We start from the raw sequence: 24,804 nt of genomic DNA on the forward strand, positions 1-24,804 counted from the left end.
GAAACCTGATGATTAAAATAATTGGATTAGGGCCAGGGGATAAGAATGCACTAACGATAGGAACAATATATGAACTTGAGAATAATAAAAATATATTTCTTAGAACAGAAAAGCATCCGACTGTAGAATATTTGAAGGAAAAAAAAGTTATATTTGATACTTATGACAATGTCTATGAGAGCATAGAAAACTTTGATCAGGTATACTCAAATATAGCTAATGACTTAATTAAAAAACATGAAGATTTAGGAGATTTAATATATGCAGTACCGGGTCATCCATTAGTTGCTGAAAAATCAGTGTTCAATCTTATAGATCTATGTAAAAAGAGCGACATAGAATATAAGATAGTGCCAGCGGTAAGTTTTATTGATGCTATGATAGAAAGTCTTAGGATTGATCCTATAGAAGGACTGAAAGTTATAGACTCTTTTGATATAGGAAATCAAGTGTTAGATAAGAGAATCGGTACAATAGTTACACAAGTTTATAATCAATTGATAGCGTCAGAAGTCAAATTAAAGTTACTTGATAATTATAACGATGAAACTGAAATTTATTATGTAAGAGCTGCAGGAATAGAGGGGCAAGAGAGTATACGAAGGATACCTATATTTGAGTTAGATATGCAGGAAGATATTGACTATTTAACATCTATATATATACCTAAGGATACTAAAAATAAAAAAGATTTTACTGATCTTTTAGAGATAATAGAAATTCTAAGAAGTGAAGCTGGTTGTCCGTGGGACAGAGAACAGACTCATAAATCTCTTGAAAAAGCATTAATAGAAGAAAGTTATGAAGTTATAGATGCAATAGAACAAGAAGATGATGACTCATTAATTGAGGAACTGGGAGATGTACTTCTGCAAGTTGTTTTTCATGCATCCATAGGTAAAGAAGATGGTTTTTTTGATATAAGTGATATAATAGAGGGTATTTGTAGTAAAATGATAAACAGACATCCACATGTGTTCAAAGATTCAAGCCAGTTAAATTCTTCTGAAGAAGTATTAGAAAAATGGGATGACCTAAAAAGGAACGAGAAGGGCTATAGAAGTATTAGCGAAGAAATGAGAGGAATAACAAAAGGATTACCTGCTCTATTAAGAGCACATAAGGTTCAAGAAAAAGCAAAAAAAGTTGGATTTGATTTTGAGCATATTAATTTTGCAATAAATAAGGTAAAAGAAGAACTTACAGAGGTAATTGATGTATATAATACAAAAAATGTGGAGAAAATAAAAGAAGAAGTTGGAGATTTATTATTTTCATGTGTAAATGTTGCAAGATTTTTAAAGGTAGACCAAGAAATAGCATTAAACTACACTATAGACAAGTTCATAAAGAGATTTGAGTATATTGAAAAAGTTGCAAAGGAAGAAAATGTTGAATTAACGAATATGAAGTTAGAGGAAATGGATAAACTCTGGGAGATTTCAAAAGAATTAGATTAATGCATGATTTAAATAAAGGAATTTTCTAGTTTGTGCAGAATAATTATTTTATAAAGAACTATGTTGTAACGATTTATTGGATTATTTAGTTATATATAGGAAAAGAAAGCGTTTTTCTATAGACGGGTAGCTGAAGAGGTTATATAATAAAGAAGTGCAATTTAGTACATAAAAGAAAACAGTTAAAAATATATAACTGGATTTTAAGGAGGATGTTATTGTGAATAAAGCAGAATTAATTACTAGTATGGCAGAAAAAAGTAAGTTAACAAAAAAAGATGCAGAATTAGCATTAAAAGCTTTAATTGAAAGTGTTGAGGAAGCTCTAGAAAAAGGAGAAAAAGTTCAACTAGTTGGATTTGGAACTTTTGAAACAAGAGAAAGAGCAGCTAGAGAAGGAAGAAATCCAAGAACTAAGGAAGTTATTAATATTCCTGCAACAACTGTTCCAGTATTTAAGGCTGGTAAAGAATTCAAAGATAAAGTTAACAAGTAATAAAATACATGTTAGACAGAGTAAATATGAACCCGAGTTTTCTCGGGTTCTTTTGATAAAGGAGAAAATTATGAGATTAGATAAATATTTAAAAGTATCTCGTATCATAAAGAGAAGAACAGTAGCAAAAGAAATATGCGAGAGTGGCCGTATATTAATTAATGATAAAGTTGCAAAACCTTCCACAAAAATAAAGGAAGGAGATATAATTCAAATAACCTTTGCAAATAGAATACTAAAAGCAGAAATTGTTAACATAGCAGAACATGTGAGAAAAGAAGATGCAAAGGCTATGTATGTTATTGTTGAAGGGGAAGAGGATAAAGAGTAGAGACTTATAGAGTTTTCTTACTCTTTTTTGATATATAGACATAGCTATAAAGGATTCTGGATTCTAAATTACAATATATAAACATATATTGTATAAGAAAAGTGAATGGAGGAATCTTTGATGGAGAAAAGAGTGGAAAATAAAATAGAAGATAATAAATCAAGTTTAGCTTTAGAAAATAGAAAAAAACTAACTTTAAGTGGAGTTATAGAAGTTATAAGTTTTGATGAACAAAAGATAGATTTAACTACCTGTCTAGGTAACTTAACTATTAAGGGAGAAGAATTAAAAATGAATAAGTTAGATGTGCAGAATGGTGATGTTATAATAGCTGGGAGTATTGCGTCTATAGTTTATAATGGTAAGGTGACCAAAAAAAATAATGAAAGTATAATAAGTAAATTATTTAAGTAGGAATATAGTATGCCGTTAGGATTAAATATGCAAATCAATCTTGTTATATACAGTCTAATAGGAGGGGTTATAACAGGCGTATTATTCGATATATATAGAGCAATAAGAGGATTAAATTCCATGAAAATATTGACAATAATAGAAGATCTATTATTTTGTATACTTATTGCTCTAATTGTGTTTACCTTTCTGCTATATACTAATTATGCGTTTTTGACTCCCTATGTATATATTTTTATAACCATTGCTATTTTATTGTATTTTAGATTTTTCAGTAAGTATTTTTATACGGGCGAGATAATAATAGGAAAATCATTTTACAGATTTATTCGAATTATATTAAAAAATACATTATATCCATTAAAAATAATTATATATAAAATTACAGATAGACGTAAATAAGAAAAAATTACTTGAATAATAGTATTATAGTGTTTACAATAGACTTAGGAGAATTTGCAAAATAGAGGTTCTATAGATGAAAAAAAAATTAATAAAAAGAATAATAATTGCTGGATTTATTATCTTCTTTGTATTTAGTTATATTAAACAAAGTATAACAGTGAATAGAATTCAGAAGGAAATTGATAGTAAGCAATCCCAATTAGATGAAGTTAAGCAAAAAAATCAGAGGCTTCAAGATGAGGTTGAAAAGATTAATTCAGATTCGTCAGATTATCTGGAAAAATTAGCAAGAGAAAGACTTGGAATGATTAAACCAGGTGAAAAAGTTGTTAATAATGAGATAAACCCAAATTCTAAATAATTTTCATAATATAGAAAAGCCTATAAAACTCTGTTAATATAATAAAATTAAATAATAATTAAATTTGTATTTAAAATTAAAGAACATATTTTATAAATTAGAATTTGTTCTTATAAATTTATATATTTTTAAAATTTAAGGAGGAGTCTTTTAAACATGACCTTAATGGCAGGAAACATAGTAGAGGGCACAGTGATAAACATTACAAATTTTGGAGCTTTTATTGAAGTTGAAGGCAAAACTGGATTAGTTCATATTTCAGAAGTCGCAGATTCTTACGTAAAAGATATTAGAGAGCATCTTAGCGAGCAGGATAAGGTGAAAGTAAAAGTTATCTCAATAGATGATAACGGAAAAATTAGTCTTTCTATAAAACAAGCAAATGTTCAAAAAAAATCAGTTAAACCTGTAGAAATTGATTGGAAGTCATCTGATAAGAAAAAGACAACTAATTCAGGTAATTTTGAAGATATTATGTCTAAGTTCTTAAAAGATAGCGAAGAGAGAATGCAAGATGTAAAAAAACATCAAGAATTTAAAGGTAAGGGTGGAAAAAAAGGATATTAGACCTTTTTAAAGCTGTGATGAACATATAAATATAAAATTTTATTAGTTGAAAGTTTTTAAGTGTAGAATAGATTGGCTAGAAGTTTTAGGTATTCTTTTACGGTTTATTCTACACTATAAATTTCACTACAGACTACTGATAGTGGGAGTTGGAGCGTTACATAATTATTTAAAATTTAAGTTTTAAAATTTATATTGATTTTTTTGTTGACAGCATGAGAGTTATATACTATAATTAGCTTTGTTGTTGAGACTTAGTTAAGTACAACATGCCGAAGTGGCGGAACTGGCAGACGCACAGGACTTAAAATCCTGCGGTAGTTAAACACCGTACCGGTTCGATTCCGGTCTTCGGCACCATATGTATGATAAAAATAATATCGCGGGGTGGAGCAGTTGGTAGCTCGTCGGGCTCATAACCCGAAGGTCGTAGGTTCAAGTCCTGCCCCCGCAACCATTGATATGGCGGAATAGCTCAGCTGGCTAGAGCACTCGGTTCATACCCGAGGTGTCGTAGGTTCAAGTCCTATTTCCGCTACCAATATGTGCCGAAGTGGCGGAACTGGCAGACGCACAGGACTTAAAATCCTGCGGTAGTTAAACACCGTACCGGTTCGATTCCGGTCTTCGGCACCATATATATGATAAAAATAATATCGCGGGGTGGAGCAGTTGGTAGCTCGTCGGGCTCATAACCCGAAGGTCGTAGGTTCAAGTCCTGCCCCCGCAACCATAAATAATTAATATGAATCTCTAATAAAAAAAGAGATTGCGTAAATTCTTTTAAATTAAAGAGAATGCGTATAATATGCCGAAGTGGCGGAACTGGCAGACGCACAGGACTTAAAATCCTGCGGTAGTTAAACACCGTACCGGTTCGATTCCGGTCTTCGGCACCAAAGACTTAAGCTAATTGTAGCTTAAGTCTTTTTGCATTAAAGAATAATAAGTAAATAATAGATTTCTAATCGGTATTAAAGAGTTGGTATTAAAGTATCAGTAATAGCTGATGCGATACATATTAGGATAATTCATTTTTAGTAGCCATATATAAGGGTGTAATGTAAGTAGTTGGATAAATTATTTGCGCTACGCCCTTTATTAGTTTTAAAAACAATTTGTAATATATAAAACCTAAAAAAGTGATAAAAATAGGGTGCTATTCACATCTATATAATTTTATGAAAAAATAATTAGTTATAAATTTCTAATAAAATAATATTAACGACAAATTAATTATTAGATTAAAAGTGCCATAGCTGGCTCAATATATTGATTTAACATTGATTTAAAAGAAACTTAACGAACTTTATGATAGATAGAATAATACACCAAATCATTAAATCTTAGAGAATTTTAGATGAAGTTGTCCTACGAAAATTTAATTGTAGAAACAGCTTATGACATTTATCTCAAAATAGAGATGCTATAATCATATTACATTATTTGGAAATGAGGCGAGCTAATGTGCAATATGGATTAGGTATGAATAAATACGAAGAAATAAACGAGATGACCAAGATAAAAAGAAAAGTTTGGTTAAGAGCATCTGTAGCGAAATTAGGGATCATTTTAGTTATAGGTATCTTACTTGGAAGAGTAAATTTGTTATTAAATCAATCTGATAGCCGGGGGATTGCACCCATAGGTATAGCATATTTAATAGCCATTATTACAAGAGAAAATAAAAAGAAGAGTTTAGTTGCAGCAATAGGAATTGCTATAGGTTACTTAACGATTAATGATTTGCTAACTGATGGGTATATTTATTTGGTATCTGTAATTTTGATAACAATGTATTATATTTTTATATCGCCAATTAAAAGAAGGCAAAAAGAATTGGCAAGCTTCGTAATAATATTTGGAAGTTTCTTCTTTTATGGACTTTTCATAAATAAATATGAATTGGGAGTGAACATAACTTTATGTTTGATACAGACATTAATTGTTGTTCCTATATATTATGTCATAAAATATGCTTTAAATTCTTTAGAGGAAGTTAATACTAATTATTTTTTTTCTTCTGAGGAGTTAGTTAGTATAGGAATATTTATGTGTTTAATAATTGCTGGAATAGGAAATATTAATTTCATGGATTATTCAGTGAGGAATATATGCGCATTAACATTAGTCTTAGCGATTGCATATGTAGGTGGTGCCGCATATGGAGCGATGATTGGAGTTGCAATGGGAATAATGATAGGTGTGGCATCTAATGATATGATGTATAGTGTAGCCTTTTTTGGAGTTGGCGGTCTTATAGTCGGAGTATTCAAGGATACAGGGAAAATATTTTCAATACTCTCAGGTGTAATAATTTATACTGCATTAGCTCTATATTCGAATGCAGTAACATTGAAATTAGGGATTGAGGTTTTAAGTAGTTCTATTCTATTTTTATGTATTCCCAAACCTGTGTATAAAAGTATTGAAGTTGAGATAAATCCGTACAAGAAGAAAGCATCGTTAGGAGAAATTCAATTGGATGCTATAAAGGAGGAATTCACTTTTAAATTAAAAGAACTGACCAATGTATTACTTGTAGTTTCAAAATGCTTAAGAAATGATAGTGAAAATGAAAAACTGCTAATTAAATCAAAAGGAAGTGCCTTGGTAGAAAATTTAGCTGATAGAAGTTGCTTAAATTGTGAAAATAAATCTTTGTGCTGGGAGAAAGGTTTTCATCAAACATTTAATTCTTTTCAACAGTTAATACAAAATTATGAGAAAGGAAATTTAGCTATACCGGTGGACTTGCAAAAGAAATGTGTTAAGAATTTTACTTTGCTAAGGAACACAGAGGCTATAGTAAGTAATTATAATATAAATGAAGCTATAAAGGAGAGATTGGCGGAGGGGAAGAATATAGTATCAGCACATATATCAAATATATCGTGTACATTGGATAATCTTCTAAGTGATTTTAAAAGAGAAGTTAGTATTGATTCTGATTTGGAGAGAATCGTAAAGCGCGTATTAAATAAGAACATGATTCATTATAATGATGTTTTTTGCTATGTGGATAAAAATGGTAGAGTCAAAATTAGATTGAGTATAAATAATTATGAAAAAAGTAATTATTGTGAGAAGGATATTCTTTCTTTACTAGGTAGTGCAATAAGAATAAAGTTATATGTAGGGGATAATGGATGTAATATTAATACTAAGACGAACGAGTGTACAATTGTTATAGAGGAAAAACCGAAGTACTCTATGGTTTCATATGGTGCTATAGAGCCTAAAGAAGGGGAAACTCAAATAGGAGATAGTTATAGTTTTGGAAAAACTACAAATGGAAATTATATGACTATATTAAGTGATGGAATGGGATCAGGTCCTGAAGCGAGGGAAGAAAGTAAATCAACTGTTGATTTAGTGGAAAAACTTATGGAAGCAGGATTTAATGAGGATATAACTGTAAATACAGTCAACTCTATTGTGGGGATGAGATTTGCAGAAGGTGAGAAATATTCTACATTGGATTTGAATAAAGTCAATTTATATGATGGTGAAACAGTGTTTGTTAAGATTGGCGCAGCACCTAGCTTCATAAAGAGGGGACGTGAGGTGAAAACAATCAATTCAAAAAACTTGCCATTTGGGCTTGTAGATGAAGTTGATGTAGAAATCATTAAAGAAACATTAAGGCCTGGGGATATTTTAGTAAATGTAAGTGACGGAGTTTTAGATATTGATAAATTAAATTCTGGAAGGTCTAATTGGATAGAAGAATTTTTAAAGAATATTAATGCAGATCCTAGGGAGCTTTCTGAAAAAATACTAAAACAAGCAATGAAGTTGAGTAAAGGGATTATTAAAGATGATATGACAGTAGTGGTTTCAAAAGTTTATTTAGATAGCTGAGGAGGTGTGACTAGTTAATTATTCTCTCAGATACTTAAATATTATTAATAGCTGTTTCGAAGCTATATGTAAAATAGTTTTGAGACAGCTATTAATAATTTTACTTGAGTTAATATTTACATATGCAATATATATGCGTAAAATATACTATACAGCATTATGTTTACCGATACTATATTACAAAAAAAGTAGGTGTGTTAATTTTTGTATACAAAAGTGCTATCTTATATAAGAGATAATAATTTAATTAAACCGGGAGATAAAGTTCTAATAGCTCTTTCAGGAGGACCTGACTCTGTATGTCTTTTGAATATATTATTCCAATTAAAAGAGGAATTAGAGATAGAAATAGCTGCAGCGCATTTAAATCATCTTTTAAGAGGTGACGATTCATATAAGGATGAAGAATATGTAACTAATATATGCAGGGAAATGGGAATAAGATACTTTATAAAACGTGTGGATATAAATGAATATTCTAAGGAATATAAGGTGTCTTCAGAAATGGCAGGTAGAAGTGTTAGATATGATTTTTTTGATGAGATTCTGAAGAAGGAAGGATTTAATAAAATTGCTACAGCACATAATGCTAATGATCAAGCGGAAACGATTTTATTTAGGATTATGAGGGGGACTGGTCTTGAAGGAATTGTAGGAATTAAGGCATTTAGAGATGAAAAGATAATAAGGCCCATTTTATGTCTTGGAAGAGAAGAAATTGAAAAATATATAGAATCTAAAAATTTAAAACCTAGAATTGATAAAACTAATTTTGAAAGAATATATAATAGGAACAAAATAAGATTAGATATATTACCATATATGAAAGCTAATTTTAATGAAGATATAGTACAAACTTTGAATAGGATGTCAGTGCTTTTAAAAAAAGATAATGAATTCCTTGAAAAATTATCTCTAGATTTATACAATAAATATTGTGTAGAATATGATGATTATTTTATAATAAAAAGGGAGATATTTAGAGAAGAAGAAGCCGTGCTTAATAGAACACTAAGACATGCCATAACTAAGTATTCAAAATCGAACTATGATTTTGAAATGAAGCATATATATATGATTATTGATTTAGCTAAAAAGGAATCTGGGAAAGTATCAGAATTACCAAATCAAATTTATGTTGAAAATATTTATGGAGATATATACATAAAAAGAAAAAAAGAAAAACTAAATACAATTAATATCAAAGAAGAGATAAATCTAAATAAGAATAATGCGCATAACAATACAATTGAATTTCGTAATTATTACATTAAGTTTTCAGTGATGAATAATCACAAAGAAAATAGTATAAATTTAAATGAAAGTAATTTAATAAAATATTTTGATTTTGATAAGGTAAATGGGATTATTTCAGTAAGAAATAGAAAGAATGGAGATAAAATTGTTCCTTTAGGTATGAATGGAAGTAAAAAATTGAAAGATATCTTCATTGATATGAAGATTTCAAAAGATGAAAGAGATACTATCCCCATTTTATGTTTTGATGAAAGAGTTGCATGGATTATTGGGGTCAGAAATTCAGAAGAATATAAAGTTACTGCACAAAGTAAAAATATATTAAAAGTAGTTGTCGAGAGGAAGGAATATTGAATATGAAACAAGATATACAAGAGATATTATTTTCAGAAGAGGTCTTAACAAAGAGAATTAAAGAACTTGCTGATAAAATAAGTAATGATTATAAAGGAAAGGATTTAGTTGTAGTTGGAATATTAAAAGGATCTGTTTTATTTGCGGCAGAGTTAATTAAGAATATATCTATTCATTGTGAAATAGATTTTATGGCAGTATCAAGCTATGGAAATTCTACAGAGACATCTGGTGTTGTGAGAATTTTGAAAGATTTAGACAATAATATTGAAGGAAAAGATATACTAGTAGTTGAAGATATTGTTGATACAGGAGTTACTTTAACATATTTATTAAAATATTTAGAAGCTAGAAAGGCAAATAGTATAGAAATAGTAGCTTTACTAAACAAGCAAGCAAGAAGAGTTTCGAATTTAGATGTTAGATATGTTGGGTTTGAAGTACCCGATGGATTCATAGTTGGGTATGGAATAGATTATGCTGAAAAATATAGGAATCTACCGTTTATAGGTATATTAAAACCTGAAGTATATGAAAAATAGGGGTTGCAATTTTCGTTGTAATAAGAATATTCGTATGGTAAAATTTTAAATATGATGAGAGAGGGGGGCCTTGAATGAAAAAATATTCAAGCGCAGCTGTATGGATTGTGTGTTCTGTCATGCTAGTTTTAGCAGCAGTTACTATGTGGCAGACAGGAAAAGGGTCAAGTGATATGGCATATAGTGCATTCGTACAAAAGTGGAATGCAAACGAAATAGAGAGCGTTATAATTAAAGAAGATAGTATGACCATAGAAGGTAAGACAACTGATAATAAGAGTTTTGTTACGTATGCTCCAGGTGAACTTGTTAGTTCATTAATAGAGAATCAACCCAAATCAGAAGTTAAAGTGGTTTTTGAAAAACCATCTAATAATGCAACATGGATTGCAACATTGCTTCCATTTGTGTTGATGGCAGTATTTATATTTATATTCTTATTTATATTTACACAACAGTCCCAAAGCGGAGGTGGAGGTAGAGGTGTTATGAATTTTGGTAAAAGTAAGGCCAAAATGGTAACTCCAGATACTCAAACTGTAACGTTTGAAGATATAGCGGGTGCAGATGAAGAAAAAGCAGAACTTGAAGAAATTGTTGATTTTCTAAAGTTGCCAGCTAGATATATACAAATGGGTGCTAGAATACCTAAGGGTGTATTATTAGTTGGGCCTCCTGGAACAGGGAAAACTTTACTTGCAAAAGCAATAGCGGGAGAAGCGGGAGTACCATTTTTCAGTATATCAGGTTCAGATTTTGTTGAGATGTTTGTTGGTGTTGGTGCATCAAGAGTTAGAAGTTTATTTGAAGAAGCTAAGAAAAATTCGCCTTGCATTGTTTTCATAGATGAGATTGATGCTGTTGGAAGACAAAGAGGTGCTGGATTAGGCGGCGGTCATGATGAAAGAGAACAGACGCTAAATCAACTTCTTGTTGAAATGGATGGGTTTGGTGTAAATGAAGGCATAATTATGATTGCGGCAACAAACAGACCAGATATATTAGATCCTGCATTATTGAGACCTGGAAGATTTGATAGACAAATAATGGTTGGAGCGCCAGATGTAAAAGGCAGAGAGGAAATTCTGAAAGTACACACAAAAAAGAAACCTCTTAAAGACGATGTTAAATTAGATGTACTTGCAAAGAGAACGCCAGGATTCTCAGGAGCAGATTTAGAGAATTTAACAAATGAAGCAGCTTTACTTGCAGTTAGAAGAGAAAGAAAACAAATTTCTATGTCTGAAATGGAAGAAGCCATAACTAAGGTAATTGCAGGACCAGAAAAGAAAAGTAGAGTAATAACTGAGCATGATAGGAAATTGACAGCCTACCACGAGGCAGGTCATGCAGTTGTTATGAGATTGCTTCCGAATTGTGACCCGGTTCATGAAATAAGCGTAATTCCGAGAGGAAGAGCTGGTGGATATACTATGCATCTTCCTAAAGAGGATACTTCATACACTTCAAAATCTAAATTAGAAGATGAAATGGTTGGACTCTTAGGTGGAAGAGTTGCTGAAAAATTGATCATGGGGGATATAAGCACTGGTGCTAAAAGTGATATAGATAGAGCAAGTCATATAGCTAGAAGTATGGTTATGGATTATGGTATGAGTGAAGTAATTGGAACAATATCATATAATGCATCTAGTCATGATGAAGTGTTCCTTGGAAGAGATTTGGGAAAAGGCAGAGATTTTAGTGAAGAAATTGGTTCTAAAATAGACAAAGAGATTAAAAGATTTATTGATGAAGCATATGATAAGGCTAATAAACTGTTAAAAGAAAATATGGATATATTACATGCTGTAGCACAAGCTTTAATTGAAAAAGAGAAGCTAGATGCAGAAGAATTCGAAAAGATCTTTATAAATAATTAATGAGTAAAAGCTATTTCAGTGTAAAACATTTTGAAATAGCTTTTGTTTTTTCAAGGAAAATCATAAATGTATTGAATTGGCTAACTATAGGCTATTTAGGAAATATATATTTTGCATAATTTATAATTGCTATACTCAAAATAGTAATAAGTATCAGCAATAATGCGAATAATTTGAGTATATTTCTATGAATTGTTCGAAAAAACTTTTATTGAATAAATTGAAGTGATATAATGTATATACAATATATCGATTATGGTTAATATTAGGAGGATACTTAAATGAAAAGTGATATTCAAATTGCACAGGAAGCGAAGATGGAGCCGATAAAAAGTATAGCTGAAAAATTAGGTCTTTGCGAAGATGATATTGAATACTATGGAAAATATAAATGTAAGATATCTTTAGATGTGTATGATAAAGTAAAGAATAATAAAGACGGAAGATTAGTTTTAGTAACAGCTATAAACCCAACACCAGCTGGTGAAGGAAAATCAACAGTCACTGTTGGTTTAGGGCAGGCGCTAAATAAGATTGGTAAGAGGGCGGTAATAGCGTTGAGAGAACCATCCCTAGGACCGGTTTTTGGAGTAAAAGGTGGAGCTGCAGGTGGTGGATATGCCCAAGTAGTTCCGATGGAAGATATTAATCTTCATTTTACTGGTGATATGCATGCTATTACATCTGCTAATAACTTATTGTCAGCTGCTATAGATAATCATATACATCAAGGAAATATTTTAAAGATTGATTCTAGAAGGATAGTTTTTAAAAGAGTTATTGACATGAATGATAGAGCGTTAAGACATATTGTTGTTGGAATGGGTGGAAAGGTTAATGGGTTCGTTAGAGAAGATGGGTTCAATATAACTGTTGCATCTGAAATAATGGCTATTTTATGCTTGGCAAGTGATTTAGAAGATTTAAAAGAAAGAATGGGGAATATAGTTGTTGCATATGATTTAGACGGTGAACCAGTATATGCAAGACAATTGGAGATTCAAGGTGCTATGGCTTTACTTATGAAAGATGCAATTAAGCCTAACCTAGTTCAAACATTAGAAAATACTCCAGCATTAATACATGGGGGGCCATTTGCTAATATTGCTCACGGGTGTAATTCTATAATGGCAACTAAGTTGGCTTTAAAGCTTGGAGAGATTGCAGTAACTGAAGCAGGATTTGGAGCAGATTTGGGAGCTGAGAAGTTCTTTGACATAAAGTGTAGATATGGAGAGTTAAAACCAGAGTGTGTTGTAATAGTAGCGACAATTAGGGCATTAAAACATCATGGAGGAGTAGCTAAGACTGAATTGAACAATCCAAATGTTTCAGCTTTATCAAATGGAATAGCTAATCTAGAAAAACAAATAGAGAATATAAAGAAGTTTAATGTAACACCAGTTGTTGCTATAAATAAATTTGTAACAGATAGTCTAGAGGAAGTAGAATTTATTAAAAACTTCTGTGATAATATGGGAATTAAAGTAGCCCTATGTGATGTATGGGCCAAAGGAGGAGAAGGTGGAGTTGAACTAGGAAATATAGTGTTAGATATATTAGATAAGAACAATTCAAATTTTTCACCAATATATGATAAAGAAGATTCTATTGAAGAAAAAATACAGACTATTGCCAGGGAAATTTATGGAGCTGACAAAGTAAATTATACACCAGCTGCTAAAAAACAAATTGCTGAACTAGAAAAATTTAGATTAGATAAATTGCCTATATGCATGGCAAAAACGCAGTACTCTTTATCAGATAACCCAAGTCTTTTAGCTAGGCCGCAGGGATTTGATATAACTGTAAAGGAAGTTAGAGTATCTAATGGTGCAGGATTTATAGTTGTCCAAACTGGAGATATAATGACAATGCCAGGTCTTCCTAAGGTTCCGGCCGCAAACAAGATGGATGTCTTAAAGAGTGGAGAGATAATAGGATTATTTTAACTTATAAAAGTATTTATTAAAATAAAAATATAAGAAAATGATGGGATTGTATTAAAATGATCGTTAAACCCTTGACAAATAAATTAGAATTGTTAAAATTATATTGTTATTTTTAAGTGAATTTCTAAATTAAGGCAGCTCTTTGGGCTGCTTTTAATTTAACTGTATTAAGGTGGTGCTTTCTATGATTTTACTTGTTGATGCAGGTAATACTAATATTGTTCTGGGAGTACATGATGGAGAAAAGTATATAGCTAGTTGGCGTATTTCAAGTGAAGGAAATAAAACTTCAGATGAGTATGGTATACAGGTTATGCAATTATTTAACTTAAGTAATATCAATCCTAAAGATATTGCTGGAGTTATAGTCTCTTCTGTTGTTCCTAATATAATGCATTCTTTAGAAAATATGTTAAGAAAATGCTTTTGCCATGAACCTATAATAGTTGGACCGGGAGTGAAGACGGGAATAAATATTAAATATGATAATCCAAGAGAAGTTGGGGCTGATAGAATAGTAAATGCCGTTGCGGCGTATGAAATCTATAAAAGACCAGTTATAATAATTGATTTTGGAACAGCCACGACTTTTTGCGCGGTTAGGGCAAATGGAGATTATCTTGGAGGATGTATATGTCCTGGAATAAGAATTTCAGCAGATGCTTTATTTGAAAGGGCAGCTAAGCTTCCAAGAGTAGAATTGGAAGTGCCTAAGAATATGATTTGCAAAAATACTGTATCAAGCATGCAGGCAGGAATTTTATTCGGTTATATTGGGCAAGTTGAATATATAGTTAAAAAGATGAAACAGGAAATGAAAAATTCTAAATATAAGGAAGAACCGTTTGTGCTAGCAACAGGTGGGTTAGCTAATTTAATAGCTAAAGAAACTGATGTTATAGACAAAGTTGATTCGGATTTAACTTTAGAAGGATTAAAAATATTATATGAAAAAAATAAGGAAACGGAAAATTTTCAAAGCTAAAATAATATGCAGTCCGAAAATATAGAAGGTGAGGAGTACATTCTAAATGAAGATAGGGAAGTTAACCTTTGAGAATAATATATTCTTAGCACCCATGGCAGGTGTAACAGATATATCTTTTAGAGGACTATGCAAAGAAATGGGATGTGGGTTAGTTTATACTGAAATGGTTAGTGCTAAAGCGTTATATTATGGAAGTGAGAATACACAAGCATTGCTTAGAACAGCAGATGAAGAAAGACCTGTGGCGGCTCAAATCTTCGGAAGAGATCCGGAGATTATGGCAAATATTTGCGAGGAACATCTTAATAATAGAGATGATATTTGTATTATAGACATAAATATGGGATGTCCTGCTCCTAAAATAGTTAAAAATGGAGAAGGGTCTGCATTAATGAAAGAACCAGAACTTGCATTTAATATTGTAAAGGAAATAAAAAAGGTTTCATCAAAACCAGTTACTGTTAAGTTTAGAAAAGGATTTGATGATGATAACATTAATGCAGTAGAATTTGCAAAAGGTATGGAACAAGCAGGGGTTGATGCAATTGCTATCCACGGAAGAACTACAAAACAAATGTATCAAGGGTTTGCCGATTGGGATATAATAAAAAAAGTCAAAGATGGTGTGTCAATACCTGTAATAGGAAATGGAGATGTATTTTCTCCAGAAGACGCTTTAAAGATGAAAGAAATAACTAACTGCGATGGCATAATGATAGCTAGAGGAAGTCAAGGAAATCCATGGATATTTAAGCAAGTTAGCAGCATATTAAAAAATGAACCTATTAAAGAAATATCACATAGGGAAAGAGTTGAAATGTGCCTTAGGCACTATGAATTGGCACTTAAATACGATGGTGAATTTAAAGCTATAAGAGAGATGAGAAAACATGCATCATGGTATATTAAAGGGTTACCAAGATGTACAGATATTAAAAATGAAATTAATACAATAAATGATAGCAGCAAAGTAATAGAAATTTTGAAGAAATATAAAGAAGAAGTATAATTTGATCACTAAAATCATATTATTAATACTCGCATAAATTTATTATTTATACGTATTAAAAATAATATTGTAGATATTATAAGATTAACAACAAATTTCTAACTTAAATCAAATAATATTTTAGTGATGAATTAAACAGAATACTATGAATTGCTTTCAGTTAGGATTTATTGACATATCAAATATGCTGATTTATAATTAGTTAAATGATTTTGAGGCTAAGGAGATATTATAATGTATTTATGTTAGTTTGATAAGTTTTATTTTATTAACAGTATAATATCTTAATGATAAAGCGTATAATAAGAAAACTTAGGTAATATTAGTTTGAATCAAACTCAATAATTACAATTATTAATTAAATAATTATAAAAGGTTTTAAAGGGGAGTAAAGTATATGAGCCAATCAAAACAATATGTAATGACTTATGAAGGTGTAAAAAAGTTAGAAAGTGAACTTGAATATTTAAAGACAGTAAAAAGAAAAGAGATAACTGAAAAAATTAAAATTGCATTAGGATATGGAGATTTGAGTGAAAACTCCGAATATGATGAAGCTAAAAACGACCAAGCATTTACAGAAGGAAGAATAATTCAATTAGAAAACATGTTGAAAAATGCTGTAGTTGTTGATGAATCAGAAATTCCAAGTGATATAGTTTCAGTTGGATCAAAAGTTAAAGTCAAAGATTATGAATTTGATGAAGAAGTGGAATATTCAATAGTGGGTTCAGCAGAAGCGGATCCTATAAATTTTAAAATATCAAATGAATCACCAGTTGGAAAAGCTTTAGTTGGTAAAAAAGTTGGTGATATAGTGGAAGTAACGGTTCCTGATGGAGTGAATAAATTTGAAATCTTAGGAATAAGTAGAAGTTAATTGGAGGTACATTATGTCAACAGAAGAAATGAGTATGCAAGAGTTAGAGTCTCAATATAATGAACAAGAAGGATTGAGAAGAGATAAGCTTGCAGATCTACAAAATGCTGGAAAAGATCCTTTTGATGTTTATAAAGTTAACAGAACTCATACATCAGAAGAGGTTAAGGCAAACTATGATGAATTAGAAGGTAAAGAGGTAACAGTAGCAGGAAGAATAATGTCCAAGAGAGGCCAAGGTAAGGTTGTGTTCTCAGACATACATGATAAAGATGGAAAGCTTCAACTATTCTTAAAGATTGATAAGGTTGGAGAGGAGAATCTAAAGCAATATAAAACTCTTGATTTAGGTGACTGGGTTGCTGCGACAGGTGAAGTGTTTACAACAAAAACAGGCGAAGTATCGGTAAATGTAAATACTTTTGAATTAACTTGTAAGTCTCTAAAGCCGCTTCCAGAGAAATGGCATGGATTAAAAGATCCGGATTTAAGATATAGACAAAGAGAAGTTGATATAATTACAAATTCAGGAGTAAAGGATACTTTTATTAAGAGAAGTAGAATTATTTCAGCAATGAGAGAGTTCTTAGATACTAGAAGTTTTATAGAAGTAGAAACGCCAATACTTGGTGCTATAGCTGGTGGTGCGGCAGCTAAACCATTTGTTACGCATCACAATACTTTAGATATGGATATGTTCTTAAGAATAGCACCAGAATTATATCTTAAGAGACTAATTGTTGCTGGATTTGAAAAAGTATATGAAATAGGAAGAAACTTCAGAAATGAAGGTATGTCAGTTAGACATAATCCAGAGTTTACATCTATTGAATTATATGAAGCTTATTCTGATTATAATGATATGATGGAAATTACAGAAAATATGGTTGCATATATTTGTGAAAAGATAAATGGAACTACTAAAGTTACTTATCAAGGTACAGAAATAGATTTTAAACCACCATGGAGAAGAATAACTATGGTTGATGCTGTTAAAGAATATGCAGGTGTAGACTTTAACGAAATTAAATCTAATGAGGAAGCTCAGGCTATAGCAAAAGAGAAACATATAGAATTTGCTAAACCATTAGATACAGTTACAAAGGGTGAAGTACTAAATGCCTTATATGAGGAATTCGGTGAAGCAAACATGATTCAGCCAACGTTCGTTACAGATTATCCAGTTGAAATTTCACCTCTTACAAAGAAAAAGAGAGGAAATCCTGAATTCACTGAGAGATTCGAAGGTTTTGTATTCGGTAGAGAACTTTGTAATGCATACTCAGAATTAAATGATCCTATAGTTCAAAGAGAAAGATTTGAACAACAAGCTAAAGAGAGAGAACTTGGAGACGATGAAGCGTATATGTTAGATGAGCAATTCATGAGCGCTCTTGAAACTGGTATGCCGCCGACAGGTGGAATGGGAATGGGTATAGATAGACTTATAATGTTCTTGACTGATTCAGCTTCAATTAGAGATGTTATATTATTCCCAACAATGAGGCCACAAAAATAATAAAGAAGCTAAGTAGGTCCTGAAAAAGAAATTTTTGTAAAGTTTAATACGTAGTAATATATACGATAAAAGATTCATATGTGTTCATATAGAACGTGTATGGATCTTTTTTTATATTGATTAGGATTTTGCATATAGATATATTTCGAGAAAACTCAATGAAATTTCAATATATTGTAAAGAAACTAGTTATTATGAATTTTAAACAAGTTATTCTTAACTTATTTAAAAAAATTAATATAAAAAGCTTGCATAATTATAAAAGTTTGATATAATAGATTAAGTAATGACGTTCCGCGATAGCTCAATGGTGGAGCACTCGGCTGTTAACCGATAGGTTGGAGGTTCGAGTCCTCTTCGCGGAGCCATTTTTTTATACTTTTTTGAAAAATAAAAATCAGTAAGTAGTTAAGGGTAGAAAGTGTTTTCTACCCTTTTAATATATTAAATTATATTCATGTTATGTAAATTTGCATCCATGTTAAGGTAAAGGTGACATAAGTTCTTGAAGTACCGGATCTCTAATAGATTTATCTGCAAGGTATATATTGTAAGTATTGTCCCCCATAAATGAATTACATATTTAGGTTTAGACGGAGATAAAAGTTCATATTTGAAAAAAATAAAAGAATTGAAAAAAAGGGTTGCATAATTATAAAAAGGTGATATAATAGATTAAGTAATGACGTTCCGCGATAGCTCAATGGTGGAGCACTCGGCTGTTAACCGATAGGTTGGAGGTTCGAGTCCTCTTCGCGGAGCCATTTTTTTATACTTTTTTAGAAAATAGAAATAAGTGAAATAGCTAAGGGTGGGAATTATTCTCCACCCTTTTAATATATTAAATTATATTATTTTTGTTATGATTAAAATCGAAAATTTTAAGGTATATCAGTTGAAGATTTTTATGTTGATAAATTGTAATTATAAACTGTTAAAGTGAATTAGATTGGATGTAAGTACTTTTTTCATAACGGAAATTCCGGAATGCTAGATTTCTAGTGAAACTGCCTATGAGGTGTATTTGTTCATATAATTCCTCCTCAAATTATTGCTCATTATCAGGTTTATATATAAACACAAGTCTATATATAAAAGAAAATAAATAAATATGAAAAATGGGGTTGCATAATTATAAAAGTTTGATATAATAGATTAAGTAATGACGTTCCGCGATAGCTCAATGGTGGAGCACTCGGCTGTTAACCGATAGGTTGGAGGTTCGAGTCCTCTTCGCGGAGCCATTTTTTTTATACTTTTTTAAAAGATAATTTAATCTTGACATATAAAGGAATTTTGTTAAAATAAATTTATAAATTGAATATACACGTTGAAAAAGAGGAGTAATTTATAAGTAAATTAAAGAGAGATGATGTTTGGTGGAAATCATTATTATTTGTAAATGAATGGAGCTTTTGAGTGTAGGTTAATTAGAGAAGAAAGATGGGCTAGAGCCAAGAAGGGTGGAACCGCGGAATTGTATTTCGTCCCTTTGTGCTTATAGCCTTTTTATTTTTATCAAAAAATATTTGGAGGGATAAAACGATGGCAGTAGAAAAAACAATGGAAAAGATTGTAGCTCTTTGTAAAAATAGAGGATTTGTATTTCCTGGCTCTGATATATATGGTGGGCTAGCAAATTCGTGGGATTATGGTCCTCTAGGAGTAGAGTTCAAAAATAACGTTAAAAAAGCATGGTGGAAGAAATTTGTTCAAGAAAGCCCTTACAATGTTGGATTAGACTCCGCTATTTTAATGAATAGAGAAGTCTGGGTTGCTTCAGGACACGTTGGAGGTTTCTCGGATCCGTTAATGGACTGTAAAGAATGTAAGGCAAGATTTAGAGCAGATAAATTAGTTGAAGATCATATGACAGAAAATGGAGCAGAGGTAGCTAGCGCTGATGGATGGACTAATGATCAGTTAAAAGAATATATTGAGAGTAATAATATAGTTTGTCCGAAATGTGGAAAAATGAATTATACAGATATAAGAAAATTTAATCTTATGTTTAAAACATTCCAAGGTGTTACGGAAGATGCTAAAGCAGAAATTTACCTAAGACCAGAAACAGCACAAGGTATATTTGTTAACTTTAAAGCTGTACAAAGGACATCTAGAAAGAAAGTTCCGTTTGGTATAGCTCAAATAGGTAAATCTTTCAGAAATGAGATTACACCTGGTAATTTTACTTTTAGAACAAGAGAATTTGAACAAATGGAATTAGAATTCTTCTGTAAACCAGGAACTGATTTAGAATGGCACAAATACTGGAAGGATTATTGTTGGAACTTTTTGCTTAATCTAAATGTAAAACCTGATAATTTAAGGATGAGAGATCATGGTGAGGAAGAGCTATCGTTCTATTCAAATGCGACATCGGATATAGAATACTTATTTCCATTTGGATGGGGTGAACTTTGGGGGATAGCAGATAGAACTGATTACGATTTATCTAAACATCAAGAACACTCAGGACAAGATCTAAGCTATTTAGATCAGACAACTAATGAAAAGTATATACCATATGTTATAGAGCCATCATTAGGCGCTGATAGAGTTGCTTTAGCATTCTTAATTGAAGCTTATGATGAAGAAGAGTTAGAAGGTGGAGATGTTAGAACTGTAATGCATTTACATCCAGCATTAGCTCCATTTAAGGCGGCAATATTGCCTCTTTCTAAGAAGCTTTCTGAAAAGGCTCTAGACCTTTATGGAGATTTAAGCAAAAAGTTTAACTTAGATTTTGATGAAACTGGAAGTATAGGTAAGAGATATAGAAGGCAGGATGAAATAGGAACTCCTTTCTGTATAACAATTGATTTTGATACATTAGAAGACGAATCAGTTACTATTAGAAATAGAGATACTATGGAACAAGAAAGAGTTAAGATAAGCGAGCTAGAAAATTACATTCAATCAAGTTTAGAATTCTAAAAACAAATATAACTGACTCAAAATAATTTCTTTTTGAGTCGGTTTATTTTTTTTGTCGAAGTGCTATAATTAAAATAGTAAAGAACAGATTTTGGTAATAAATTATATCATATAGGGATAGATGATTTGAATTTGGAGGATAGACATGAAAAGAGACTTTAAAGATTTTAAGAAATTTATAGTTGGGAAAGAAGTTGGTGTTGTTGGAATTGGAGTAAGTAACATTCCACTAATTAACTTCTTACTTACTTTAGGTGCTTCAGTAACAGCATTTGATAAAAAAAATGAGGAAGAGCTGGGTGAAGTGGCCGATGAATTTAATAATAAAGGAGTAAAACTAGAGCTTGGAGAAAGCTATTTAGATAAACTTTCAGGATTTGATGTAATATTCAAGACACCTTCAATGAGGATTGATAGCGAGTCATTAGTAAAGGCTAAGAATGAAGGGGCATACATTACATCCGAGATGGAGGAGTTTGTGAGATATACTAAAGGAAAGGTATATGGAATTACAGGCAGCGATGGAAAGACAACAACTACAACAATTATTTCAAAATTGCTTCAAGAACAAGGATATAAAACTTGGGTTGGAGGAAATATAGGAACTCCGTTATTCTCACAAATAGAAAACATTAATGATGGAGATAGGGTTGTATTAGAGTTGTCTAGTTTTCAACTTATGACAATGACTCAAGAAATTGATGTTGCTATATGTACAAATTTAACTCCAAATCATTTAGATATGCATAAAGACATGCAAGAATATATAGATGCAAAGAAGAATATTTTCTTATTCCAAAGTTCAGAAGGACTTTTGATAGTGAATAGAGAGAATGAAATTACTCATGAATTCGTAAAAGAGGCAAGGGGAACTGTGAAAGAATTTAGTTCTAAAAGAGAGATATTAGATGGCGCCCACTATAAGGATGGTATGCTTTATGTTGAAGGAAAAGAAATTTGTGAAAAGGATGATATATTAATAAAAGGAATGCATAATGTTGAAAATTATCTCGCAGCATTTATAGCAACTAAAGATGATGTTTCAGTGGAGACAATGAAAAAGGTGGCTGAAGCTTTTACAGGAGTTGAGCATAGGTGCGAATTGGTAAGAGAAATAGATGGAGTTAAGTATTATAATGATTCTATAGCATCAAGTCCTACAAGAACTTTAGCCGGATTGAAGGCATTTGATGAAAAGGTGATAATAATTGCAGGTGGGTATGATAAACATATACCTTTTGAGCCACTAGCATATGAAGGCTATCCTTATATAAAAGAACTAATACTTTTAGGTGCTACAAAGAACAAGATCAAAGAAGTATTTGACAAATTGGAAAAGGAGAGAGGATTAAAAATCAATATAAAGATAGCGGAATCCTTAGAGGAAGCTGTAAATATAGCTAAGAGGATAGCTAAAAAAGGAGACATTGTAACCTTATCGCCAGCATGCGCTTCATTTGATATGTATCCTAATTTTATGGTTAGAGGAAATAAATTTAAGGAAATCGTGAAAAACTTATAGTAGCAGTATGTTTGAAGGGTAAATATATATGGATGAATGAAAATGATTCGCTTATAATGAAGAATTTTCATTCATCCTTTTTATTTGATAGACTAACTTTTGGTAGAGAATTTGGCATAGCAAATGTTATTTACATTAATACTTGGGCTATAAAAAATTCCAGAAGAGGTTAAGTAATAATCATTAATTCCTTGAGAAATTTCAGGTTTATAAGTTGTAGTTGATTTGCCTAAATCCACCGATAATGAGTATAAGTTATTTGAATCACTTCCGTTAATAAAGTACAAAGACTTATTAATCTCTTTTAATTGGAACCCGTTCATTATGTAAATTCTTTTACAATCTAAAGTAGAAGGATCTATTGAGTATAAATTATTATTATCAGAAGAGTTAAAGAATAACAACTTACCATCGTATACTACAAAGCTATTTGCTGTGTAATCAGTAAGTTTCTGTCTAGCAGTACCGTCTGTTTTAATTGAATATAACTTTGCACCATCACTTAAATTTTGATATATAACGAAATCACCGTTGATAATGAATGATCCTACGTTATCGGTTGATAGTAATTGATTTGCAGATGATACAGTATCATACTTGTATATATTATTATCATTCTTATTTTTGTAAAACAATTCTGTGTTAACAGCAATTAAATTATCAACTGAATGTGTATTTAACTTACTATATGTTTTGTCAGTTATATTAAAAGAAGATAAAGCACCATTTTCTGAGTCGTTAGAAAAAAATATATTTTTATCTATCAATACTATATTGCTGGAAGAATAGTCTGCGAAGTCAGTGACATTTTTGCTTTCGAGAATATCCTTTGGTAGTGGATCAGGAATTGTTGAAATTCTATTATTTTCATCTGGATTAGGAAAAATTAAATCATTCCCATTAAAAACGAATGGACAAAAGTATGAAGAATTATCAGTTAAAGAGAATGTAACTGGGTCACTTGCTGTAGAATTTGGAACCTCCAATGATTTTGGTGAAGGGGAACTTGGAGTAGAATCTTTAGAAGATGCCGTGTTATTTGTGCAACCTATAAAAGAAATTATAGTAACTGATAGTAATAAACTTAATATTTTTTTATTCATCATCGAAATCTCCCTGAATTAAAATTATATTTATGTTATAAGATTCGCTAATAATACTAGTAAATCATATATATAGTTATTGTCGTACAATATATGTAGGTTCTATAGAGTATAAATTGTTTAAGTTAACGAAATTCGAAATTGAAATAATAAAATCAACAGAAGGAGTATATTATTGTAGTAATTAACAATAAAATATATAACGAACACTACTATATTATATAGTAGAATAAATTAGTATAAGAGTAAAGCTTAGTTGTATAAATTAATAATTCTCTAAGAATTACTTAAAAGCAAGATTAACTTTGCCAGGCGTGTCTGTTAATGAAATATATAGTATAAATGAGAAAATTAATGAAATATAAGAATAATTCTAATATATTGGATATGATTAATAAATTGATTAGAAAAAACGTGGTACTATAATATTTGTTGTCACGGCAAGTGAGCAACAAGTAAAAACATGGTTAGTAAAATTATTTGAAAAAATCTTTAAAAAGATATTGACAATAAAAACTAAGAATGTTATCATAATAAAGCAGTCGAGTGACTGAGAGATCTTTGAAAATTGAACAGAATATATAAATACATTTAAGTAAACCAGCAATTCTTTATTTGAGTAAGCTAAGATTAAACTTTTTATTGAGAGTTTGATCCTGGCTCAGGACGAACGCTGGCGGCGTGCTTAACACATGCAAGTCGAGCGATGAAGTTCCTTCGGGAACGGATTAGCGGCGGACGGGTGAGTAACACGTGGGTAACCTGCCTCATAGAGGGGAATAGCCTTTCGAAAGGAAGATTAATACCGCATAAGATTGTAGTTTCGCATGAAACAGCAATTAAAGGAGTAATCCGCTATGAGATGGACCCGCGTCGCATTAGCTAGTTGGTGAGGTAACGGCTCACCAAGGCGACGATGCGTAGCCGACCTGAGAGGGTGATCGGCCACATTGGGACTGA

The 24,804-nt window shown here is 31.1% G+C and carries 19 protein-coding genes, 9 tRNA genes, 1 rRNA gene and 1 other annotated feature; of the genes, 28 read left to right on the forward strand and 1 reads right to left on the reverse strand.

Translation table 11 applies throughout. The features are described 5' to 3' along the window. Nucleotides 1–8 precede the first annotated feature (8 nt). The 27 genes from yabN (at nucleotide 9) to murD (ending at nucleotide 22,741) form a co-directional block, all read left to right on the forward strand. Complete coding sequence (gene yabN / locus CLCHR_RS04990; protein WP_079438593.1) at nucleotides 9–1,460, forward strand: bifunctional methyltransferase/pyrophosphohydrolase YabN; 1,452 nt, start codon at nucleotides 9–11, stop codon at nucleotides 1,458–1,460. A 220-nt stretch (nucleotides 1,461–1,680) separates the two neighbouring features. Further along, complete coding sequence (locus tag CLCHR_RS04995) at nucleotides 1,681–1,956, forward strand: HU family DNA-binding protein (protein ID WP_008422747.1); 276 nt, start codon at nucleotides 1,681–1,683, stop codon at nucleotides 1,954–1,956. A 70-nt stretch (nucleotides 1,957–2,026) separates the two neighbouring features. Then, the gene (locus CLCHR_RS05000; protein WP_079438594.1) at nucleotides 2,027–2,287 is read left to right on the forward strand and encodes an RNA-binding S4 domain-containing protein; all 261 of its coding nucleotides are present in this window, start codon (nucleotides 2,027–2,029) and stop codon (nucleotides 2,285–2,287) included. 120 nt (nucleotides 2,288–2,407) lie between these two features. After that, nucleotides 2,408–2,701 carry a sporulation protein YabP gene (yabP, locus tag CLCHR_RS05005; RefSeq protein WP_079438595.1) on the forward strand — a complete coding sequence of 98 codons (294 nt, stop codon included), beginning with the start codon at nucleotides 2,408–2,410 and terminating at the stop codon, nucleotides 2,699–2,701. 9 nt (nucleotides 2,702–2,710) lie between these two features. Then, nucleotides 2,711–3,103, forward strand: a complete 393-nt coding sequence (gene yabQ, locus CLCHR_RS05010; protein WP_079438596.1) for a spore cortex biosynthesis protein YabQ — start codon at nucleotides 2,711–2,713, stop codon at nucleotides 3,101–3,103. Between the two features lie 76 nt (nucleotides 3,104–3,179). Beyond that, nucleotides 3,180–3,467 carry an FtsB family cell division protein gene (locus CLCHR_RS05015; RefSeq protein WP_079438597.1) on the forward strand — a complete coding sequence of 96 codons (288 nt, stop codon included), beginning with the start codon at nucleotides 3,180–3,182 and terminating at the stop codon, nucleotides 3,465–3,467. Nucleotides 3,468–3,623: 156 nt separating this feature from the next. After that, a complete protein-coding gene (locus CLCHR_RS05020) occupies nucleotides 3,624–4,034 on the forward strand; it encodes a S1 domain-containing RNA-binding protein (protein ID WP_079438598.1) in 411 nt (136 codons plus the stop codon). A 271-nt stretch (nucleotides 4,035–4,305) separates the two neighbouring features. Then, nucleotides 4,306–4,394, forward strand: a tRNA-Leu gene (locus tag CLCHR_RS05025). A 21-nt stretch (nucleotides 4,395–4,415) separates the two neighbouring features. Next, nucleotides 4,416–4,491, forward strand: a tRNA-Met gene (locus CLCHR_RS05030). 7 nt (nucleotides 4,492–4,498) lie between these two features. Next, nucleotides 4,499–4,575 (forward strand) — tRNA-Met (locus CLCHR_RS05035). 6 nt (nucleotides 4,576–4,581) lie between these two features. Continuing rightward, a tRNA-Leu gene (locus CLCHR_RS05040) sits at nucleotides 4,582–4,670 on the forward strand. A gap of 21 nt (nucleotides 4,671–4,691) precedes the next feature. Continuing rightward, nucleotides 4,692–4,767: transfer RNA gene (locus CLCHR_RS05045), tRNA-Met, on the forward strand. Between the two features lie 77 nt (nucleotides 4,768–4,844). Beyond that, nucleotides 4,845–4,933 (forward strand) — tRNA-Leu (locus CLCHR_RS05050). Between the two features lie 553 nt (nucleotides 4,934–5,486). Then, nucleotides 5,487–7,898: a stage II sporulation protein E gene (gene spoIIE / locus CLCHR_RS05055; protein ID WP_079438599.1), complete on the forward strand. Its 2,412-nt coding sequence runs from the start codon at nucleotides 5,487–5,489 to the stop codon at nucleotides 7,896–7,898. Between the two features lie 204 nt (nucleotides 7,899–8,102). Further along, on the forward strand, nucleotides 8,103–9,509 hold the full coding sequence (gene tilS, locus CLCHR_RS05060; protein ID WP_079438600.1) for a tRNA lysidine(34) synthetase TilS: 1,407 nt from the start codon (nucleotides 8,103–8,105) through the stop codon (nucleotides 9,507–9,509). A gap of 2 nt (nucleotides 9,510–9,511) precedes the next feature. Next, entirely contained in the window at nucleotides 9,512–10,051 is a 540-nt protein-coding gene (hpt, locus tag CLCHR_RS05065) for a hypoxanthine phosphoribosyltransferase (protein WP_079438601.1), read from the forward strand. Between the two features lie 74 nt (nucleotides 10,052–10,125). Next, nucleotides 10,126–11,934, forward strand: a complete 1,809-nt coding sequence (ftsH, locus tag CLCHR_RS05070; RefSeq protein ID WP_079438602.1) for an ATP-dependent zinc metalloprotease FtsH — start codon at nucleotides 10,126–10,128, stop codon at nucleotides 11,932–11,934. A gap of 281 nt (nucleotides 11,935–12,215) precedes the next feature. Continuing rightward, complete coding sequence (locus tag CLCHR_RS05075; RefSeq protein WP_079438603.1) at nucleotides 12,216–13,886, forward strand: formate--tetrahydrofolate ligase; 1,671 nt, start codon at nucleotides 12,216–12,218, stop codon at nucleotides 13,884–13,886. A 184-nt stretch (nucleotides 13,887–14,070) separates the two neighbouring features. Then, nucleotides 14,071–14,871: a type III pantothenate kinase gene (locus CLCHR_RS05080; RefSeq protein WP_079438604.1), complete on the forward strand. Its 801-nt coding sequence runs from the start codon at nucleotides 14,071–14,073 to the stop codon at nucleotides 14,869–14,871. A 46-nt stretch (nucleotides 14,872–14,917) separates the two neighbouring features. Continuing rightward, the gene (dusB, locus tag CLCHR_RS05085; RefSeq protein ID WP_079438605.1) at nucleotides 14,918–15,883 is read left to right on the forward strand and encodes a tRNA dihydrouridine synthase DusB; all 966 of its coding nucleotides are present in this window, start codon (nucleotides 14,918–14,920) and stop codon (nucleotides 15,881–15,883) included. A gap of 397 nt (nucleotides 15,884–16,280) precedes the next feature. Then, nucleotides 16,281–16,763 carry a transcription elongation factor GreA gene (gene greA / locus CLCHR_RS05090; RefSeq protein WP_079438606.1) on the forward strand — a complete coding sequence of 161 codons (483 nt, stop codon included), beginning with the start codon at nucleotides 16,281–16,283 and terminating at the stop codon, nucleotides 16,761–16,763. Between the two features lie 13 nt (nucleotides 16,764–16,776). Then, entirely contained in the window at nucleotides 16,777–18,282 is a 1,506-nt protein-coding gene (gene lysS / locus CLCHR_RS05095) for a lysine--tRNA ligase (RefSeq protein WP_079438607.1), read from the forward strand. Between the two features lie 293 nt (nucleotides 18,283–18,575). After that, nucleotides 18,576–18,650: transfer RNA gene (locus CLCHR_RS05100), tRNA-Asn, on the forward strand. A 321-nt stretch (nucleotides 18,651–18,971) separates the two neighbouring features. Continuing rightward, a tRNA-Asn gene (locus tag CLCHR_RS05105) sits at nucleotides 18,972–19,046 on the forward strand. 405 nt (nucleotides 19,047–19,451) lie between these two features. Beyond that, nucleotides 19,452–19,526 (forward strand) — tRNA-Asn (locus tag CLCHR_RS05110). 77 nt (nucleotides 19,527–19,603) lie between these two features. Next, nucleotides 19,604–19,777, forward strand: a binding site (T-box leader). Between the two features lie 50 nt (nucleotides 19,778–19,827). After that, nucleotides 19,828–21,219 (forward strand): glycine--tRNA ligase, encoded by a 1,392-nt coding sequence (locus CLCHR_RS05115; RefSeq protein ID WP_079438608.1) that lies wholly within the window; start codon nucleotides 19,828–19,830, stop codon nucleotides 21,217–21,219. Between the two features lie 145 nt (nucleotides 21,220–21,364). Beyond that, nucleotides 21,365–22,741, forward strand: a complete 1,377-nt coding sequence (gene murD / locus CLCHR_RS05120; RefSeq protein ID WP_079438609.1) for a UDP-N-acetylmuramoyl-L-alanine--D-glutamate ligase — start codon at nucleotides 21,365–21,367, stop codon at nucleotides 22,739–22,741. 92 nt (nucleotides 22,742–22,833) lie between these two features. Here murD and CLCHR_RS05125 read toward each other — a convergent pair whose 3' ends face one another. Further along, a complete protein-coding gene (locus tag CLCHR_RS05125; RefSeq protein WP_079438610.1) occupies nucleotides 22,834–23,844 on the reverse strand; it encodes a DUF5050 domain-containing protein in 1,011 nt (336 codons plus the stop codon). Nucleotides 23,845–24,482: 638 nt separating this feature from the next. On the opposite strand from CLCHR_RS05125, the gene CLCHR_RS05130 reads away from it, so the two are divergent. Then, nucleotides 24,483–24,804: ribosomal RNA gene (locus CLCHR_RS05130) — 16S ribosomal RNA — on the forward strand; the annotation flags it as partial.

Origin of the sequence: Clostridium chromiireducens (genome assembly GCF_002029255.1) — a bacterium.
Taxonomy (GTDB): Bacteria; Bacillota; Clostridia; order Clostridiales; family Clostridiaceae; genus Clostridium; species Clostridium chromiireducens.

What these genes read in the sequence shown, in the direction of transcription:
- yabN (WP_079438593.1), top strand. Translation starts at nt 9, where the DNA reads ATGATTAAAATAATTGGATTAGGGCCAGGGGATAAGAATGCACTAACG.
- CLCHR_RS05000 (WP_079438594.1), top strand. Translation starts at nt 2,027, where the DNA reads ATGAGATTAGATAAATATTTAAAAGTATCTCGTATCATAAAGAGAAGA.
- yabP (WP_079438595.1), top strand. Translation starts at nt 2,408, where the DNA reads ATGGAGAAAAGAGTGGAAAATAAAATAGAAGATAATAAATCAAGTTTA.
- yabQ (WP_079438596.1), top strand. Translation starts at nt 2,711, where the DNA reads ATGCCGTTAGGATTAAATATGCAAATCAATCTTGTTATATACAGTCTA.
- CLCHR_RS05015 (WP_079438597.1), top strand. Translation starts at nt 3,180, where the DNA reads ATGAAAAAAAAATTAATAAAAAGAATAATAATTGCTGGATTTATTATC.
- CLCHR_RS05020 (WP_079438598.1), top strand. Translation starts at nt 3,624, where the DNA reads ATGACCTTAATGGCAGGAAACATAGTAGAGGGCACAGTGATAAACATT.
- spoIIE (WP_079438599.1), top strand. Translation starts at nt 5,487, where the DNA reads ATGAGGCGAGCTAATGTGCAATATGGATTAGGTATGAATAAATACGAA.
- hpt (WP_079438601.1), top strand. Translation starts at nt 9,512, where the DNA reads ATGAAACAAGATATACAAGAGATATTATTTTCAGAAGAGGTCTTAACA.
- ftsH (WP_079438602.1), top strand. Translation starts at nt 10,126, where the DNA reads ATGAAAAAATATTCAAGCGCAGCTGTATGGATTGTGTGTTCTGTCATG.
- CLCHR_RS05075 (WP_079438603.1), top strand. Translation starts at nt 12,216, where the DNA reads ATGAAAAGTGATATTCAAATTGCACAGGAAGCGAAGATGGAGCCGATA.
- CLCHR_RS05080 (WP_079438604.1), top strand. Translation starts at nt 14,071, where the DNA reads ATGATTTTACTTGTTGATGCAGGTAATACTAATATTGTTCTGGGAGTA.
- dusB (WP_079438605.1), top strand. Translation starts at nt 14,918, where the DNA reads ATGAAGATAGGGAAGTTAACCTTTGAGAATAATATATTCTTAGCACCC.
- greA (WP_079438606.1), top strand. Translation starts at nt 16,281, where the DNA reads ATGAGCCAATCAAAACAATATGTAATGACTTATGAAGGTGTAAAAAAG.
- lysS (WP_079438607.1), top strand. Translation starts at nt 16,777, where the DNA reads ATGTCAACAGAAGAAATGAGTATGCAAGAGTTAGAGTCTCAATATAAT.
- CLCHR_RS05115 (WP_079438608.1), top strand. Translation starts at nt 19,828, where the DNA reads ATGGCAGTAGAAAAAACAATGGAAAAGATTGTAGCTCTTTGTAAAAAT.
- murD (WP_079438609.1), top strand. Translation starts at nt 21,365, where the DNA reads ATGAAAAGAGACTTTAAAGATTTTAAGAAATTTATAGTTGGGAAAGAA.
- CLCHR_RS05125 (WP_079438610.1), bottom strand. Translation starts at nt 23,844, where the DNA reads ATGAATAAAAAAATATTAAGTTTATTACTATCAGTTACTATAATTTCT.